This is a genomic window from Bacillus sp. R86525, from assembly GCF_042466195.1.
Classification (GTDB): domain Bacteria; phylum Bacillota; class Bacilli; order Bacillales; family Bacillaceae_G; genus Bacillus_A; species Bacillus_A nitratireducens.
In genome coordinates, this window is sequence record NZ_JAXHPX010000007.1 from 2,347,249 (window position 1) to 2,365,578 (window position 18,330).

The window sequence follows — 18,330 nt, forward strand, 5'->3', positions numbered from 1 at the left end:
AAAGATGAAATTCAAAAATGTTTTATTATCGATACTTTGTATTTTCGTATTTGCATTAACTGCGTGTTCGAGTAACACCAATGGAAAAGAAGAGGGCAGTGGAAAATTAAAAGTTGTAACTACATACTCCATTATATATGATATGGTGAAGCAAATTGGTGGAGATAAAGTTGAGATTCATAGTCTTGTTCCGATTGGAGCTAACCCGCATGAATATGATCCGCTACCAAAAGATGTTATGAAAATGACAGATGCAGATATGGTATTTTACAATGGGCTAAACCTAGAAGAAGGCGGAGCATGGTTTAAAAAACTATTAAAAACGGCAAATAAATCAGAAAAAGATGCACCTGTTTATAAAGTAAGTGAAGGTGTAGAAGCTATTTATTTAGAAACAAAAGGATTAGAAAAAGAACCAGACCCACATGCATGGATGAATATTAAAAACGGTATTGTATATGCTGAAAATGTGAAAAAGGCATTAATTAAAGAAGATCCTAAAAATAAAGAGTTCTATACTAAAAATGCCGACAAGTATGTAGCAGATCTTCAAAAGTTACACGATGAGACAGTGAATAGAATTCATCAAATTCCTGAAGAAAAACGTTTCTTAATCTCTAGTGAAGGTGCTTTTAAATACTTTGGAAAAGCATATGATATGAAGACGGGATACATTTGGGAAATTAACTCGGAAAACCAAGGTACGCCAGACCAAATTAGAGATGTTGTAAGTGTAATTCAAACAAACAAAGTACCAGCTTTATTTGTTGAAACAAGTGTAGATCGACGTAGCATGGAAACTGTTTCAAAAGAAACAAACGTGCCAATTGGAGGGACAATTTTTACAGACTCACTAGGTAAATCAGGTGAGGATGGGGATACGTATTTGAAAATGATGAAATGGAATACAGATACAATTATTAATGGGTTACAAAAGTAAAATCTATCTAGTGTAACTATTGAAGTTTTATAAAATCAGAAAGAGCCAACTCATGTGAATTGGCTCTTTTTTTATGTATCATGTCTGATTAATAATTAGGCTGAATATAACCTAATTTTATTCCCTTCGTGCCAGCTTCCAAAATGAGAGGAGTTCAACATAATGGACATAAACAGTGCTTATAAATATCCAAGCATATTCAGTAAATAATAGGACGTTTGAAATTAATGCTGTAGGTTCTTTTCAATTAACTGATATACGATCAGATGTAGCAAAGCATTACATACCAGGTGTTGAAATAGAAACATTTTACAGTGCACCGGAGTTTATACAAAAAGCGGAGTATTATTTGGAACATGTACAAGAAAGAAAACAAATAGCAAAAAATGGTTTGAATAGAACTTTGAGAAATCACACATATGATCAACGTATATTACAATTATTAAACTATATTCATTTCATAGGCGTGAAGATGTGGTCTAACCATTAACTGAAATGATAAGCGTTTCGTGCTTTCAACTAGAGTTAACTCTCGTATTCTATAAAATCATTTACGAAAAAGGGGTTTGGAAAATTTTATTGAATCTATTTATACAGAAAAAAATAATTTCGTATTCAAACTAATTTATATCTAATACTTAGAGGAGATTAGAAATGAATCACTTTTTTGTAGAATTTGGCGAATATGAAGCAAGTGTTTGTGAATGGGGGGATAAAAGAAATCCTCAAATCATTTGTTTTCATGGTTTAGGAAGTACAAAATTAAGTTTTATCGAAATAGCGCAACTTTTACAGGATAAATATCATATTGTATCGTTTGATCTACCTGGACATGGGAAAACACCAAGTTTTGGGAAGGATGAAGATTACGGTGCATCCCATTTAACAAATTGGGTAGTAGCATTACTTGAGCAGATAGGAAAAGACACATTTCATATAGTAGCACATTCATGGGGAGCAAGCGTTGCGCTTCACTATGCAGCAGAATGTCCAGAAAAAGTGAATAAAATGGTTTTGTTAGATGGTGGTTATCATCATGGCAAAATGAATGCAAATTATTTTACGGAGCTATATAAAGATGCGAAAGAAGGAGATTGCCCACCGCGATCATTAGAAGAAGAAATTACTCATTACGAAAACGATTTTGATGAATATATTTTTGACAGTAAAGAAGCATTCATCCAAGCAGAAAAAATGGTTTACAGCAGGTGGTCACCATTAATAGAACATGCGGTTTATGATTTAATGCGAGAAGAAGATAATAAAGTGAAATGGCATGCTACTGGCGATACCGCTAGAAGTGTAATTGAGTTTCAATATACGGTGTATAAAACGTTGAAATCGCATAAAATTAAAAACGATATTTTGTTATTGTATTGTGATCTGCCACATAATTATTTAGAAATAAGAGAATTGCAAATTGCGGAATTTAAGAAGCATATTGATATTACGACTAAGCTTTATACAGATACAGGGCATTTAATGCATTGGGATAGACCGGAAGAGATTGCTGCGGATGTTTTAAATTGGTTCATATAAAGAAGGTCCGTTGTTCGAATTTGAGCAATGGATTTTCTTGATACGTTACCTGAAAAAGAAACAAGGATCTCTAAACTAGAGGAAAGTAAAAAATAAAGAAAAGAGGTTGCCTAAAAGTAACTATTCAGCGACTTTTGGGACAACCTCTTCTTTTTGTTATATATTTTCAAGAAAATTTAGAATAAAATAAAAATATAGTCACCTACCTATTATTCACTAATGAAAAGAGGCTAGCGAAATGCAACTGAAGTATGGGAAGCACATTAATATATTATCTATTGTTCTAACTTTGTTCTCTTTTTCTGTAATTGTAAGTTTCTCTACCTGGTTGAGTGGATATTCAATTCCCAACCTTTTTACAATGCTTAAGGTAACAATGTTGAGTGCATTTATTCTTGGAATTATAGGGTTTAGACAAGAGAAAAGCGCACTAGCAATTATAATTATGGGAATATGTGCCTTTGCTCTAGTCGTTCTATATACTTATGCGATTATAAGTTTTCTTGAGCATTAAACACCATAAAAAAGAAACGAACATTTTTGTTCGTTTCTTTTTTTGAGATGATTATTATAAAATAGCCTCTTCTAATGATTGAGTGTTGAATCCAAGAATTAATTTTTGAATGTTATTTTCATGATCTTTTACAATGATATATGGAACGCCCTGTACGTTAAAGGATTCAAACTCTTCTTTTTCTTCTGGGGTATTAGGGGTACCCCCCATATTAGAAAAAAAAATATTTTGATGCAAATTTATGGTGTAAGCAAGAGCATGAAAGTTCTATTACCAATTCATTTTTTGATATAATAGATGTGAAGCAGGAAATAGATAGAAAGATACTGCTAGTAATTTATACTTAAATGTAGGGTAACTAACTGTTACGATTTATTTAACCAATTATAACGAAAGTTAATTAAATATATCAGTAAGCCCTGCTAGTCAAGTGATTGGCTAGTAGTGAGGGTTAACTGCGGGCAATCCCTAAAGCTGATTGAACTACAACGTGGCTAGAAATAGCGAGCGTGAATGTTGCGAAAGCAGAAAAAATCAATCAGATGGTGTAAGGTTAAATCCTAAACACTAGAACAATGGGTCTTCCGCCTCGAATCATCTAAGTCAAAATGGATAAGATGAACGTTCAACGACTATCTCGTATAACTGACGAGAGTACATCACAAGCCTATGGTGATGGAAAAATCCTCTATCTCTAAAGAGATAAACATATAGTCTGCGCTCATGTGAAAACATGAGAAGTTCATAAGAGAACTGGCTAAGGAATTGCGCCCTTAGTTGAACGAGATAAATTTAATTAAATCTATCAAATCCAATTGAAGCTACCGAACCTATGCATTGTGGTAAATTCAATGGGGTGAGAATATTAATGAAATTTTCACGAGTTAGTCAAGTATCGGAATTAACAGGTTTGTATCCTAGTAGTCTTAGGAGAATGCTGATGGAACACGCTACAATTCAGAAGAATCAATCTTTCATTATCTAAAAGATGAGTGCCCGAATAATCGCACAGTAAAGGAGTTAAATTCTGATGATATTGGCGAAGAAAGTCAGACTGATTCCAACGCCTGAACAAGAACAAGTGCTTAGAAACCATGCTGGTGCTGCAAGATTCGCTTATAACTATTGTAAAAGAATGAGTGATAGATACTATAAGCTATTTGGAAAATCTGTTTCACAGTTAGCTTTACAGAAACGATTTACAAAGATCAAGAAGCGAAAGAGATATGAGTGGTTAAATAACATCAACGCACAAGTTCCTAAACAGGCTTCAAAAGATTTTGATAAGGCGAGGAAAAATTCGTTCAAAAAGTACAAAAATGGTTCTCACACTTCTTATAAATCCAAAAAAGATTTAATCCAAGGATTTTATGCCAATTATGAAAGACTGGTTATAGGAAAGAAAGTAGTTCATATTCAGTCTATCGGAGAAGTGAAAACAAGCCAACAACTACCAAGAAACAAAAAAACATCCAATCCAAGAGTTACATTTGACGGTCGTCACTGGTGGATTAGTGTAGGATTCCAAGAAGACTTTGAATTACAAGAACTAACCAATGAGTCGATTGGTGTGGATGTTGGTTTAAAAGAGCTTTTTGTAGCTTCTAATGGTATGAAAGAACGAAATATAAACAAAGATGCCAAGGTTAAAAAACTTTTGAAAAGGAAAAGGTTAGCACAAAGAGATATGTCTAGGAGATTTAAAAAAGGTGTAAAAATTCAATCTGCGGGATATGAAAAAGCTAAAGCTGAGCACCTGCGGTTATCTAGGAAAATTACAAATATCCGAAATAACCATATCCATCAAGCAACAGCTAAATTGGTGAAAACCAAACCAATGAGAATTGTTGTGGAAGACTTACCTATCTCAAACCTGTTAAAAAACAAAAAACTATCGAAAGCATTTTCATTTCAAAAATTAAACTTCTTCTTTCAATGTTTATCATACAAGTGCGAGAAGTATGGCATTGAGTATGTAAAAGCTGATAAATGGTTCGCCTCAAGCAAGATTTGTTCATGTTGCGGAGTAAAATACGACCATTCAGTTCAACCAGAAGGACAGTGGAGTTTAAAAATACGTGAATGGTGTTGTGTTGGGTGCAATAGCCATCACGATAGGGATGTAAATGCGTCGATAAATTTATCAAGATGGGTAAAATAAATGCTTGATAATAGGAGGTAACGATACTGCCTCGTGTGGAGTGTTATACCCCTCGTCCCTTCGGGGTTGCGAGAACACGATGAAGCACTAACTTGTGTAAATTTGATTGAATTGTATAGATTTAGTTAAGTTTATCGTATCGGAGATTGAACAGAGTTATGGGGAATGAAAAAGAAATTAGTTCCGCTAAATTAATATGGAAGATGACGCGCCCGCATACATTAACGGCGACGTTTTCTCCTGTAATTTTAGGGACAGTGGCATCACTTTATGTTACAGACATTCATTGGCTTTTATTTATTGCGATGATGGTTGCATGTTTAGCATTGCAAATAGCAACGAATTTATTTAACGAGTACTATGATTTCAAACGTGGACTAGATACCGCTGATTCTGTTGGCATCGGTGGTGGAATTGTCCGTCATGGATTGAAACCGAAAAATGTGTTAACAGTTGCGCTTTTATTGTATGTGGTAGCGGCATTTATTGGCATTTATATTTGTATGAATAGCAGCTGGTGGTTAGTCGTCATTGGTTTAATTGGGATGGCGGTTGGCTATTTATATACAGGTGGTCCATTACCAATTGCGTACACTCCATTTGGAGAATTAGTTTCTGGATTGTTAATGGGGACATGTTTTGTACTCATTGCTTTCTTTATTCAAACGAATACGATAACGATTGAAAGTATATTGATTTCCATTCCAATTGGAATTTTAGTCGGTGCAATCAACATGTCGAATAACATCCGAGATATCGAAGAAGATATTAAAGGTGGAAGAAAGACATTGGTAATCCTCCTTGGGAGAGAAAAAGCAATAGTAACACTAGCTGTAGCCTTTTTCATTGCTTATTTATGGATCGCGGTGATTGTATTAATGGGTTATATAAGCCCTTGGGCATTAGTTATGTTCCTAGGTTTGAGAAAGCCAATCTCTGCAATTCAAAGTTTCCAAAAGGGAGCAAAGGATCCTGGGTATATGCGCATCGCAATGAAATCAACAGCGATGACAAATACGATTTTTGGCTTCTTATTATCGGCAGGATTATTAATTAGTTACTGGTTTTAAATAAAAAATATTGTTAAAAAACTTAACCCCAATTTCTCGATTTTAATATAGAGAAATTGGGGTTTTTATTTTTGTATTTCTTTAATAATGATCAAACTCTTTTATAAATCTACATTATTTAATAGATTAGTTGAGATAAAGATCAGGATAGTTAGAGGAATGCTTTTTATATTTGTCTAAGTTATAGATGTTTTCAATAAAAAAATAACAAAATACAATATTTTTTTATTGAAAAACGATAAATAACATGTTAATCTTTAAAAAAAGATAGACAAGGATGAAGAAGAATGAAAAAAATATTTTTAATTGGACTTTCTACCATAACTTTAATTATTGCTGGTTTTGTCTCTTACATTACATTAACAACGAAAGATCCATTAAGTGACAAAGAATTTCCAAAAACTCAAGAAAAAGCAAAGGCAACTGCTATTGAATATTTTCAAAAAGAAAAACAGTTAGATGTTGTTATAACTAAAGTTGGAGTAGTGGGAGAAATAGGATATAAAGTTTGGATTGAAGGACATGAGCTGAATAATGAACAACAAAAAATTGATGCAATTATAGATGTTGCAAAAGAAGATAAATATAAAGTAATAAGTTCTAATATCAATTAAATATCAAGTATTACGTATAATTGATATTACCTTATAATTCTACCTTTAATATGAAAAAACGCTATCCTGTTTGTAGAAATATACAGAAAGGATGGCGTTTTTGTATGGATCTTTCGATTCAAGATGAGTTTCATTATTTGCTGAAGAATTACAGTTATCTCTGCATTTTATCTTTATATCAGCATGCTATTATCTTGATATAACTATGTTACATTTAGTAGTGACAGAAATAGTGAAAGATTTCTAATTGGTTAAAATATAAAATGAACTATTTCTTTATAAAAATAAAATTAATCGTGGGGAAGATGAAATATGCAAAGAACAATTTTAATTGTAGAAGATGAAGATATTTTACGTGAAATCATGAAGGATTACCTACTAAACGAAGGGTATAACGTCTTAGAGGCGATTGATGGGAAAGAAGCGTTATCTATATTTGAAGAACATGAGGTACATTTAATTATTCTAGACATTATGTTACCGGAATTAGATGGCTGGGCGGTTTGCCGGCGAATTCGGAAGAAATCTAATGTACCTATTATTATGCTAACGGCTCGGGTGGATGAGGATGATACTTTACTGGGATTTGAACTGGGAGCAGATGATTATGTTACAAAACCATATAGTCCTCCTATTTTATTGGCAAGAGCAAAACGATTAATTGAAAGCCGATATACTTCTACTGTTAATGTATCTATTGAAGACACATTAACTAGTAGTGGTATTCATGTACATTTCCCTTCTCGTACAGTAAATATAGATGAGGAAGAAATAAATCTGACGTATACAGAATTTGAAATATTAACGTATTTCATGCGAAATCAAGGGATTGTAATTTCGAGAGAACAACTAATCACTAAAATTTGGGGTTATGAATTCGCTGGGGATGATCGTACTGTTAATAGTCATATCCGTAATTTGCGTCATAAATTAGGGCAAAAAGCGACTTGTATTGTAACCGTTGTGCGAACTGGTTATAAATTTGAGGGACAGGTATGAAGAAGGGAATTGTATTAAAACTATTTATATTAACAACGGCATTATGCACACTTATTTTAGTGACTATTTTTATTGGACAAACCATATTTTTTAAGCAATATTATTCGAATCGAAAAGTTAATGATATTAAAACGAATATTCAATCCTTTGAAAAGGCATATATAAAAGCTGGAGATGACGCGAAAAGGATTCAAGAGTTGGAACAAAATTTCTACCAAGATAATGCGACATGGATTACAACGTTAGATAGTGTAGGGAATATAAAATATGCAAATGATTTTTCTTTAGAAATTCAGTTAGATCCTAACGAAAATAAGACCTTTTCTGAACGTTCAATTCAGATACCGTTGTATAGTTTTATTAATTTAGAAGATATACAACGGATAAAATATAGTTTAGAACAGGGGAATCATATTATTATCGATGGAGTACAGAAGGGGGATATAGTCGTCCCTGCGATGTTAACAATAAAAGAGAAGAATGTTGGGCTAGAGAACAAGCAACTATCAGAAATGTTATATGGACAAAAAAACGCATCTTCAAAAGAAAGTTCGCAATTATATTTAGCAGGAAGCATTAAGAACGTGCAATTACCGGAGGGGACTGTAGGTACTAACTCTATTTATGGAAATCGTGTGTTAATAGATAGAATAAAAAAATTTCAGATTGATTTAATATTAAATCAAAAACCAAACAATATTACTTCTACAGAAATAGTGGATTATGAAGAAAATGATATCAAATATAAACTATTAATCAAACCAACAATAGATGCAGATGGTAAGGTAAATTACATATTTGCTATGACATCATTGCAACCAGTTGATGAAGCTGTGCAAATGATAAAGGATTATTATGTATATTTAATTATATTTGTATTGGTTCTAATCGTTTTGATATCGTTCTATTATTCAAATAAAATCGCCAAACCACTATTACAAATAAATGATACTACAAAAAAAATCGCTGGTTTAGATTTCTCAGAGACGATACCTATTACTACAAAGGATGAAATAGGCGATTTATCAAAAAATATTAATACACTTTCTAAAGCTTTGCATTCGTATATTAATCAATTGCAGCAAGATATAGAGAAAGAAAAGCAATTAGAAAATACACGTAAAGAATTTATTGCGGGTGTTTCACATGAGTTAAAAACGCCTTTAAGTATTATGAAGAGCTGTATTTCAATTTTGGAGGATGGTGTTGCTAGTAATAAAAAGGATTATTACTTTAAAGCAATGTCAAAAGAAGTAGATAAAATGGATATGCTCATTATTGATATGCTGGAGTTAGCAAAATTCGAGTCTGGTACGTATAAAATGGAAATGGATGTATTCCATATTGATGAGATGATTGATTACATATGTGAGCAATTAACCTCGGATATAACAGCTAAGCAATTACATGTGCATAAACAACTTTCTAAAATTGAGGTAGTTGCAAATCCACATCGAATAGAACAGGTGGTTACTAACTTTATTACGAATGCGATTCGTTACACACCAGAACATGAGAATATTATTATTTCTACAATAGAAGAGAATGAACGTGTAAAAGTATGTGTAGAAAATAAAGGAGCACATATTGAACTAGAACATTTAGAGAAAATATGGGATCGTTTTTATCGAGGAGATACGTCTCGTCAACGCTCCAAAGGCGGAACAGGATTGGGCCTTGCTATTTCAAAAAATATATTAGAGCTGCATGGCGCGGAATATGGTGTTTTGAATACAGAAGATGGAGTATTATTTTTCTTTTATTTAAATAAAAACGTGTAGAATTTTCGTTCTACACGTTTTTATCATTTTTAAACAAAATCGACATTATCTGCATTTTATCTTTATCAGCATTCATTACTATTTTCATTAGAAACGGAATGAAAAGCTGATAAGGAGATTATTAAAATGAAAAAAAGAGCGACATTGCTTTTGTTTATTATATTAATAATGGGCACTGGTGTTAGTTTCATACATGCTAAGGGGCACAAAAATATATCAAAAGAGAATTTACGATTAAAAGGAAAAACTATTGTAATTGATCCGGGGCATGGTGGAGGAGATAGAGGGACGAAAGGAAAGAAATTTGGAACGATTGAAAAAGAGCTTAATTTAAAAGTAGCGCAAAATATAAAGAAAGAATTAGAAGCAAGAACGGATGCAAAAGTTATATTAACACGTGAAAAAGATACGAGTTTACTTCCAGAAACGAAGCAAAAGGAAGAATTACAAACGCGTGTCAAAGTAGCTAACGACCATTCGGCTGACCTGTATATCAGCATTCATCATGATGCTTTTGAGGATACAAATGTAAAAGGAATAACAACTCATTATGGATCTAATAAAAGGCAAGATAAAAAGTTAGCTAAGATCGTACAAGAATCTATTTTTGATCAAAATATAGACAGTCGAGATAGAGGCATTCATGGAAGTGATTTTCTTGTCTTACGAGAAAATCCTTCTCCGGCTATCTTAATTGAGTTAGGGTTTACATCTAATGCCAGTGATGAAAAAAGAATGAATTCAGAAGAATTCCAAACAAAATCGCAAAAAGGTATTGTGGATGGCATTATTAATTATTTTATTATGTAATAAAATAGGCAAATAGAAAAATACTATTCTTTCTAAATCTTAATTAGGAAGAGTAGTATTTTTTATTTTAGGTGTATATCCAGTTTTCAAATTTAATTATATTAGAGAAACAAATACGTTTCTAAAGAGTGGATGCGATACGCTATTCTTTAACTGATTTCGACATTATCTGCATTTTATCTTTATTCGTCTCTATTAATCTATTTATTGTAAATACCGGTTGAAACAAATGATTCAGTCGAGTAAAGGCTCAGCCTTATAAATAATGAATATGAAAATTAATAGGGAAAGGATCGAAAAATAATGAAAGAATCACAAAGTAAGAAAAAAACAAGTCGATTAACTAAAGTAATAATATCTCTAGGAGTTGTTTTAGCAACGACCTTTTTCACTTTCTTTTTAATTGGAAAATGGAACTCTATCCCAGCGAAGGGAGTAGCTAATGAAAGTAGTAAACAAGTTAATACGCAACAACAAGAAAAGAAAAAGGAAACACCACCGACAAAACAAAAAAGACCTGATGGAAAGCCAGTAGGAAAAGTTGTGTATTTGACATTTGATGATGGTCCTAGCGAACTGACTGGGAAATTTTTAGATGTACTAAAGGAGCAAAATGTTGCTTCGACATTTTTTATGCAAGGTAGTAATTTACAAAATACAGGTTTTCAGGAAAATGTAAAACGAGCAGTAAAAGAAGGACATTATATTGGTGCACATAGTATGACACATAATAGTGATAAGCTATACAAAAAGGGACAATTTGTACCAGAAATGAAAGAAACGTTAGATCTTATCCATAATATTACGGGTACAACTCCTAAACTAGTCCGTCCACCATATGGATCTGCACCAGGATTAAAGGGCGAGGAAATTCGTAATCAAATTGTAGAAGCAGCAATAAAAGTTTGGGATTGGACAATAGACTCAAATGATTGGAAATTAAAAGATAATCCAACTCAGATTATCGAAAATGTAAAGAAACAGACAACAGAAGAAGTAGATGTTGTTTTAATGCATGAAAAGGCGCAAACATTACAAGCTCTCCCTGAAATTATTAAATTTTATAAAGAGCAAGGGTATGAATTTGGGGTATATAATGATGAAGATCATTTTTGTTTAAACTTCCAGAAAGATCAACGTCTATAGTATATACATGGTTGTCTTTAAAAAGTGATTTTTAATTATTAAGTTACTACTTTTAATGTGTGTAATATTTATATAAAAGGAAGTGAACTAGTGCAACTAGCAATAATTCACTTCCTTTTTATTTATATCAATTCATATTCCGTACCATGAAATCGACCGTTAACAAACCATTTCAGGGGTTATTAAACACATTTTTTTCAATCAAATTTCATATTCAATCTCAGAAATATAAGCATCAAATTATTCTTCTGTTAAGTTATTTAATAACTAATTTTCAAACTGTTGATTTTTTAAATTATATCTATATAATCTGCATCTCATCTTTACCTATAACGCTTAATCTATATTTTGTAAACGAAAGGTTCGCATAGAAAACAAAAATAACATTGCTATATACACCATCGCTTACGAAATAATGACTTGAGAGGAAGATAGAAATGTTAAAGAAAGTATGTGTTTGTCTACTTACGGGGGCCATTGCAATTACCTCCGCAGCCTGTGTAAATAATGAGAGCGAAAAAAAATCAAATGAGGTTACACAAAATGCTACAGAAGAAAAAAAATCGAAAAATAGCGCGTATCAATCGACCTTTAAAAACAGTTTATTCTTTGGAGATTCAATGATAGAAGCTATATCTCATTATGAATTTTTAGATGATAAAAATGTATTAGGATCAGCAGGTGGAGCTACAATGTTCGCTCTAGATGAAGTAGAAAATGTAGTGAAAAGAAAACCTGAACATATTTTCATGAATTTTGGAAGTAATGATTTATTACTTCCTATGGACCTCGAAGGAAAAACTATCGAAAATCCAGTTAAGTTTTCAATAGATAACTATTCCAAATTAATACAAAAAATAAAGGAACAACTTCCAAATGTAAAAATACACCTTTTATCTGTTACACCAGTTACAGATAAGAATATAGAGGAAAAGCCACAATATAAACATATTAATGAATATAATTCAGCACTTAAAGAACTGGCAAAAACTGAGAAAGTAGAGTGCATTGATTTATCCCCAATCTTTGAAAAAAACAAAGATGTTCATGATTCCGATGGCGTGCATTTTAAAGCTGATTATTACAAGATGCTACTTGAACAATTGAAAGGTTCTGTTAAGTAGTACCTATACTGAAAATTTACAGTTCTTATGCAAGGACTGTAAATTTTTAAGAAAAAATAATTGTAGGAGGTGAAAAAACAATGGTGTTCAGTAGTTTGATTTTTCTTTTCATATTCTTACCGTTAGCACTTATTGTTTATTACGTATCACCTAAGGTTCTTCGAAATTTGATATTATTTATGATCAGTCTCATTTTTTATGCATGGGGTGAGCCTGTTTATATAGTCATTATGATATTCTCCACTATATTTGACTATGTTAATGGCATACTTATCGATAAGTATAGTGATCGTAAAGGTATTAAAAAGGCGATATTTATTAACTCTATTGTAATAAACTTAGGAATACTGGGGTTCTTCAAATATTATGGTTTCGTAATAGAGAATATCAATACCCTTTTCAATTTAAATATTCAGGTCGAGACGCTTCCTCTTCCGGTGGGAATCTCATTCTATACTTTCCAAACGATGTCTTATGTGATTGATGTTTATTTAGGGAAAGTACAAGCGCAAAAAAATATTATTTCTTTTGGTACTTATGTTACGATGTTCCCTCAACTTGTTGCAGGACCTATTGTAAAATACAGTGATATTGACAAACAATTACAAGAAAGAAAAGTAACATTTGATCGTTTTGGTGAAGGAATGGAATTGTTTATTAGAGGCCTTGCATTAAAAGTACTTTTAGCTAATAATATAGGACTTCTTTGGACAAGTATAAAAACAACTTCTATATCAGAACTTACGATCCTTACAGCATGGATTGGGATTATTGCTTTTGCTTTCCAAATATATTTTGACTTTAGAGGATATTCAGCTATGGCTCAAGGGTTAGGCAAAATGTTTGGGTTTGATTTTCCAGAAAACTTTAATTATCCCTATATATCAAAAAGTGTAACTGAGTTTTGGCGTAGATGGCACATATCGTTAGGCTCATGGTTTAGAGAGTATGTATATATTCCTCTTGGCGGAAATCGGACTGGATTGCTCAAACAACTTAGAAATTTGTTTATAGTTTGGTTCCTAACAGGATTATGGCATGGAGCAAACTGGAATTTTATTATTTGGGGATTGTATTTTGGATTATTTGTAACAATAGAAAAACTCTTCCTTTTAAAATGGCTTAAAAATAGAATGAGCTTTATCGGACATGTGTATACACTTATCATTGTTTTAATCGGGTGGGTATTTTTTGAATTTGAAAACTTATCGGTAGCAATGAATTTCATAGGAACAATGTTTGGCTTTAATCAATCCGTTTTCTTAGATAATAAAACTCTATATTATTTAACAACTAATTTTATACTATTTATTGTCCTTGCATGTTGTTCAACACCATTACCAAAAAGGGCAATTGTATGTGTTAGAGAAAAGCTGAAGTTACTAGGTGCTATTGGCATTCCAGTTTTGTATGTCATACTAGCAGTTCTTTCAACGGCGTATTTAGTGAATGACACATATAATCCATTCTTATACTTTAGGTTTTAATGATATCGCATTAGTTTGAAAGGGGTGAGTTACTTGAATCAGTATGAAAAAATATACACACACACAATGGCAGGGTTATTGACACTCTTTATAGGGGGAATGTTCAGTGTAAATTTACTAACTCCCAATAAAACATTTTCAGATGAAGAGAATAGAAAGCTAGAACAGTTTCCGGCGTTCTCTTTCCAAAATCTTATAGAGAAAAAGTTCACTTCTAACTACGAAAAATATATTTCTGATCAGTTTGCATTCAGGGACTTTTGGATAAACGTGAAATCTGATATGGACTACACACTAGGAAAGAAGGAGAATAATGGTGTATATATCGGTAAAGATGGTTTTTTACTTCAAAAGTTTAGTAAGCCTAAAGAACAAGATGTAAATAGCAAAATAGAAGCAATAAATGATTTTCATCTTGCAAATCCTAATGTAAAAATGCAAGTCATGTTAGTACCTACAGCAAGTAGTATTTTAGAAAATAAACTCCCAAACTATGCTTCTCATAGTGATGAGCTTACGTATATTAATAAAGTAAAAAAATCTTTAGATAAGGATATAAACTTTATTGATGTATATCCTGTATTGAGCTCTAAAAAGGATGAATATATATATTATAAAACCGATCATCATTGGACTACTAAAGGCGCATATTATGCCTATCAAGAGCTAGGTAAAAATATGAATTTTGCTCCTAATAAAGATAGTTCATTCAACATTAAACAAATTACAAATAGCTTTTATGGATCCCTATATTCAAAAGCAGGCTTTAAAAATATAGATCCTGATAGTATTGAATTATATGAACAAAAGAAAGCGACCAAATATAAAGTAGAGTATATAGATGAAAGCAAAACGTCAACAACTCTTTATGAAATGGAAAATATTAAGAAAAAAGATAAATATACTGTATTTTTCAATGGGAATCATCCACTAATAAAAATAAAAACTGATAATACGAATGGGAAAAAATTATTAGTTGTTAAAGATTCTTATGCAAATTCTTTATTGCCTTTTTTAATACCGCATTTTAGTGAAATCCATATAGTCGACCTTAGGTACTATACAGATAGTTTAAATATGTTGGTACAGAAAAATAAAATCAATGATATGTTAGTGCTTTATAACGGAAATACCTTCTTTGAAGATACATCCGTAAATTATTTATCTGAATAAATGAATTGATTATATTTAATGTATATCCTATCTATAACGAGCAGTATCCTCGTCTTTAATTTATTTATGTCAATGGCCGTATTCATTAAATATAAATTGCTACAATCCTGATTCAAATTAAATGTTTGAACCAACTAAACGAAAAGGAGAATTTAAACTAATGATAAATGTGTTGAAACCTTTTAATATAAAATTCGTTATTACTATTATTGTTTGTACGATTACCTTAGGAGCTTTAAGTGGCTGTTTTGGAAAAAAAGAAAGTGCCAATAGCCTTTCAGCTACAGAAATAGGGGAGAAAATGAAACATGTTACTAACTTAGAAGAAATGAAAGAAGGAGATAGTAAAAAACTTCAAAAGCTATATAACATAAATACTGATGAAGTCGAAAGTTTTGTGCTATATACCGCTATTACAAATATTAAAGCTGATGAAATTGTTGTTATGAAAGTAAAAGATATGAAAAATGTAGAAAGCATTAAAGAGAAAATTTCAAATAGGATTGAAAAAAAATCAAAAAGTTTTAAAGACTATCTTCCAGAAGAATATTTCTTAATAGAAAAACGTGTCTTAAAAACAAAAGATAATTATATCCTTTTAGCAATATCAAAGGATGCTGATAAAATTGAAAAAACGTTCGATGAAATTTTTAAGTAATATAGATTTGAAAAGAAAGGGATTAAATAAAAATATTTTCATATCGTGATTTTTTATTACTAAATCAATCACTAAGCCAAAAGCCGATTTCCTATACGATAAGGAAATCGGCTTTTTCTTTCGCTACTGATATCTACTTTGAGAGGCTCGCTTATTTTTTCGATAGCTTTCATTCACCATTACAGTATCTATGTCCGTTATGATAATGACTCATTTGAAAATTAAAAATGGGATATTAAGAAAAACTTAAGTTATTTATTCACTTTTTATTAAGATATACCCATTATATTTAGAAATGTCTTATACAACATATTTATCCTTTCAAAATTCAAAGATATAAATGTTGTCATAAATATATTAATTAACGAAAGGTGAAATTTACACATGAAAGAATTATTATTTAAAATTGCTGGAGCAATTGTAGTGCTAATCATAGCGTTTTGGGGATTAACTTTTACAGAAAACGAGATTATAGATAGATTTAATCCACTTGTAATAGAAAAAGATGTGTATGTCCTTACTAAGGGCCCAGCAGAACCTGATCCTGATTTGCCTAGAAGATTTATGTACGTGTTAAATGGAGTGGATGAATCAGGAAATGAATCGGAAATTAAAGTAGGGGTTGCTGGACAAACTGAATATCAAGACACTTATATAAAAGTTCGAGTAAAAGGAAATTATGTTTTCTCAATAGAGGGAGTAAAAGAAAGTGATATTCCAGAAAAGGCTAAAGAAAAATTAAAAAAATAATCAAGAAATAGTTACCTCAAGACAAGATGTATATAATAAAAAGGGTTCCCCATTTGTGGAGGAATCCTTTTTCATTTAAAGTATAGAATATATACATCTTAGGGAGGGCATATATATGAAGAAGTGGATGAAGATTGTTCTATACTCTTTATTAGGGATTTTATTTATGGGAAGTATTACGTTTTTTGTTTGGTCTCAGTTTACTTATAAACCAACGAAAGAGGCTTTGTCGTTAGTAGATGATAAAAAAGATGAAGAGAATATAGTTTTTGGAAAGAAAGATGCTAAAATAGGGGTTATTTTTTATCAAGGAGCTAAAGTAGAAGCTGAGGCTTATAGTTACTTAGGGGAAGCTCTTGCAAAAGATGGGCATTTTGTAGTGATGCCTAAGTTACCATTAAATTTAGCGATATTTGGAATCAATGTGGTAGACAGTGTAATCGAACAGTATCCAGAAGTTCAAAAATGGTATGTTGCGGGGCATTCAATGGGGGGAGCTATGATTTCTAAGTATGCCTTTCAACATGAAGACAAGGTAGATGGGATCATTTTCTTAGGTTCTTATCCTGCAGAGGATTTCTCTACTAAATCGATTCCGATGTTATCAATTTATGGGGAAGTAGATGCTTTAGCAACTGTAGAAAAAATAGAGAACAATAAAAAGTTAATGTCAAAGAATACAACTATGCACATGATAAAAGGCGGAAATCATGCTCATTTTGGCATGTATGGTGAGCAAAAAGGTGATAATGCGAGTTTAATTACATCAAAAGCACAACGAGATGAAACAGTGAAAGTAATTGAACAATGGTTATTAAAACAATGATAATTAATTTAATAAATTTATCGAAAGAATTCTCTTTCCTCGAGTGTGTGAAGGGCAATAGATGAGAGAGGGAATAAAAGAGCCAACTCATACGAGTAGGCTCTTTTATTTGTTTGGTACTTTCACTTTTCCCCTTATTTTCTCCGGAATATCCTTTTCAAAAATAACATCGTAAGAATAGACGTATCTTCCTTTTACATGAATTCTCAAGTAAGTTTTTCTTATAAAGTCATTAGGAGTATTCGTTCCTACTGTATACTCTTCCTCATTTCCAGATTCATCAACGCCTTTTAGTGAGTACATAGCTCTTCCGTTCGTATGATAATCTGGAACACCATATCCCTCCGCGACGGCATATACATTTTTTTCTTCTGCGAGTGGATTAAATATGTCCAGATCCCCGCGTAACATGAAAGGGAGTAAGTATATAAGGAGGCCTATTCCTATTATGCAAAGTAAAAATTTTTTCATGATTGTTTCTCCTTTTGTCTATTTACATTTTCAGTATAGAAAAAAGTTCTTATGAATATAGAAGGGAATTCCTTAAGTTTTTCTTAAACAGATTTTTAAAGTGCGATAAAGGAACGAATGTTCACATCGTTAGCGTGATAACCTTGTATGATTATTCTTTTTTTACATAACGAACGGGTTTAGCTCTGCAATATACTGCACTAGAAGACTTTCATCAATATAGTATTTGGGATGTTACGGATCAATGTATGTAAAATAGTTAAATAT

17 protein-coding genes and 1 pseudogene are annotated in these 18,330 nt (G+C 31.7%); 17 read left to right on the forward strand and 1 reads right to left on the reverse strand.

Annotated elements, in window-relative coordinates:
* Positions 1-4: 4 nt before the first annotated feature.
* From mntA to SJY24_RS14695, 17 genes and pseudogenes are all read left to right on the forward strand, one after another.
* On the forward strand, positions 5-940 hold the full coding sequence (gene mntA, locus SJY24_RS14615) for a manganese ABC transporter substrate-binding protein/adhesin MntA (RefSeq protein WP_377865133.1): 936 nt from the start codon (positions 5-7) through the stop codon (positions 938-940).
* 184 nt (positions 941-1,124) lie between these two features.
* A pseudogene (locus SJY24_RS14620) lies at positions 1,125-1,430 on the forward strand (glycosyltransferase family protein); the annotation flags it as partial.
* A gap of 164 nt (positions 1,431-1,594) precedes the next feature.
* Complete coding sequence (locus tag SJY24_RS14625) at positions 1,595-2,479, forward strand: alpha/beta hydrolase (protein WP_377865134.1); 885 nt, start codon at positions 1,595-1,597, stop codon at positions 2,477-2,479.
* Positions 2,480-2,717: 238 nt separating this feature from the next.
* Complete coding sequence (locus SJY24_RS14630; protein ID WP_377865135.1) at positions 2,718-2,993, forward strand: hypothetical protein; 276 nt, start codon at positions 2,718-2,720, stop codon at positions 2,991-2,993.
* Between the two features lie 1,030 nt (positions 2,994-4,023).
* Positions 4,024-5,154, forward strand: a complete 1,131-nt coding sequence (locus SJY24_RS14635; RefSeq protein WP_377865136.1) for an RNA-guided endonuclease InsQ/TnpB family protein — start codon at positions 4,024-4,026, stop codon at positions 5,152-5,154.
* A gap of 158 nt (positions 5,155-5,312) precedes the next feature.
* A complete protein-coding gene (gene menA, locus SJY24_RS14640; protein WP_377865137.1) occupies positions 5,313-6,224 on the forward strand; it encodes a 1,4-dihydroxy-2-naphthoate polyprenyltransferase in 912 nt (303 codons plus the stop codon).
* Between the two features lie 287 nt (positions 6,225-6,511).
* On the forward strand, positions 6,512-6,838 hold the full coding sequence (locus SJY24_RS14645; protein WP_377865138.1) for a hypothetical protein: 327 nt from the start codon (positions 6,512-6,514) through the stop codon (positions 6,836-6,838).
* A gap of 312 nt (positions 6,839-7,150) precedes the next feature.
* On the forward strand, positions 7,151-7,837 hold the full coding sequence (locus SJY24_RS14650) for a response regulator transcription factor (RefSeq protein ID WP_377865139.1): 687 nt from the start codon (positions 7,151-7,153) through the stop codon (positions 7,835-7,837).
* Complete coding sequence (locus SJY24_RS14655; RefSeq protein ID WP_377865140.1) at positions 7,834-9,618, forward strand: sensor histidine kinase; 1,785 nt, start codon at positions 7,834-7,836, stop codon at positions 9,616-9,618. The genes SJY24_RS14650 and SJY24_RS14655 overlap by 4 nt, the downstream gene beginning before the upstream one ends.
* 126 nt (positions 9,619-9,744) lie before the next feature.
* Complete coding sequence (locus tag SJY24_RS14660) at positions 9,745-10,428, forward strand: N-acetylmuramoyl-L-alanine amidase family protein (RefSeq protein ID WP_377865141.1); 684 nt, start codon at positions 9,745-9,747, stop codon at positions 10,426-10,428.
* A gap of 303 nt (positions 10,429-10,731) precedes the next feature.
* On the forward strand, positions 10,732-11,574 hold the full coding sequence (locus SJY24_RS14665) for a polysaccharide deacetylase family protein (RefSeq protein WP_377865142.1): 843 nt from the start codon (positions 10,732-10,734) through the stop codon (positions 11,572-11,574).
* Positions 11,575-12,011: 437 nt separating this feature from the next.
* Positions 12,012-12,698, forward strand: a complete 687-nt coding sequence (locus tag SJY24_RS14670) for a GDSL-type esterase/lipase family protein (RefSeq protein WP_377865143.1) — start codon at positions 12,012-12,014, stop codon at positions 12,696-12,698.
* A gap of 80 nt (positions 12,699-12,778) precedes the next feature.
* Positions 12,779-14,185, forward strand: a complete 1,407-nt coding sequence (locus SJY24_RS14675) for an MBOAT family O-acyltransferase (RefSeq protein ID WP_377865144.1) — start codon at positions 12,779-12,781, stop codon at positions 14,183-14,185.
* 33 nt (positions 14,186-14,218) lie between these two features.
* On the forward strand, positions 14,219-15,358 hold the full coding sequence (locus tag SJY24_RS14680; RefSeq protein ID WP_377865145.1) for a DHHW family protein: 1,140 nt from the start codon (positions 14,219-14,221) through the stop codon (positions 15,356-15,358).
* A 160-nt stretch (positions 15,359-15,518) separates the two neighbouring features.
* The gene (locus SJY24_RS14685) at positions 15,519-16,016 is read left to right on the forward strand and encodes a DUF4358 domain-containing protein (RefSeq protein ID WP_377865146.1); all 498 of its coding nucleotides are present in this window, start codon (positions 15,519-15,521) and stop codon (positions 16,014-16,016) included.
* A gap of 384 nt (positions 16,017-16,400) precedes the next feature.
* A complete protein-coding gene (locus SJY24_RS14690) occupies positions 16,401-16,766 on the forward strand; it encodes a YxeA family protein (RefSeq protein WP_377865147.1) in 366 nt (121 codons plus the stop codon).
* A gap of 115 nt (positions 16,767-16,881) precedes the next feature.
* On the forward strand, positions 16,882-17,592 hold the full coding sequence (locus SJY24_RS14695; RefSeq protein ID WP_377865149.1) for an alpha/beta hydrolase: 711 nt from the start codon (positions 16,882-16,884) through the stop codon (positions 17,590-17,592).
* A gap of 105 nt (positions 17,593-17,697) precedes the next feature.
* Here the strand turns inward: SJY24_RS14695 and SJY24_RS14700 are convergent, their stop codons facing one another.
* On the reverse strand, positions 17,698-18,063 hold the full coding sequence (locus SJY24_RS14700) for a YxeA family protein (RefSeq protein ID WP_377865150.1): 366 nt from the start codon (positions 18,061-18,063) through the stop codon (positions 17,698-17,700).
* Positions 18,064-18,330: the final 267 nt, after the last annotated feature.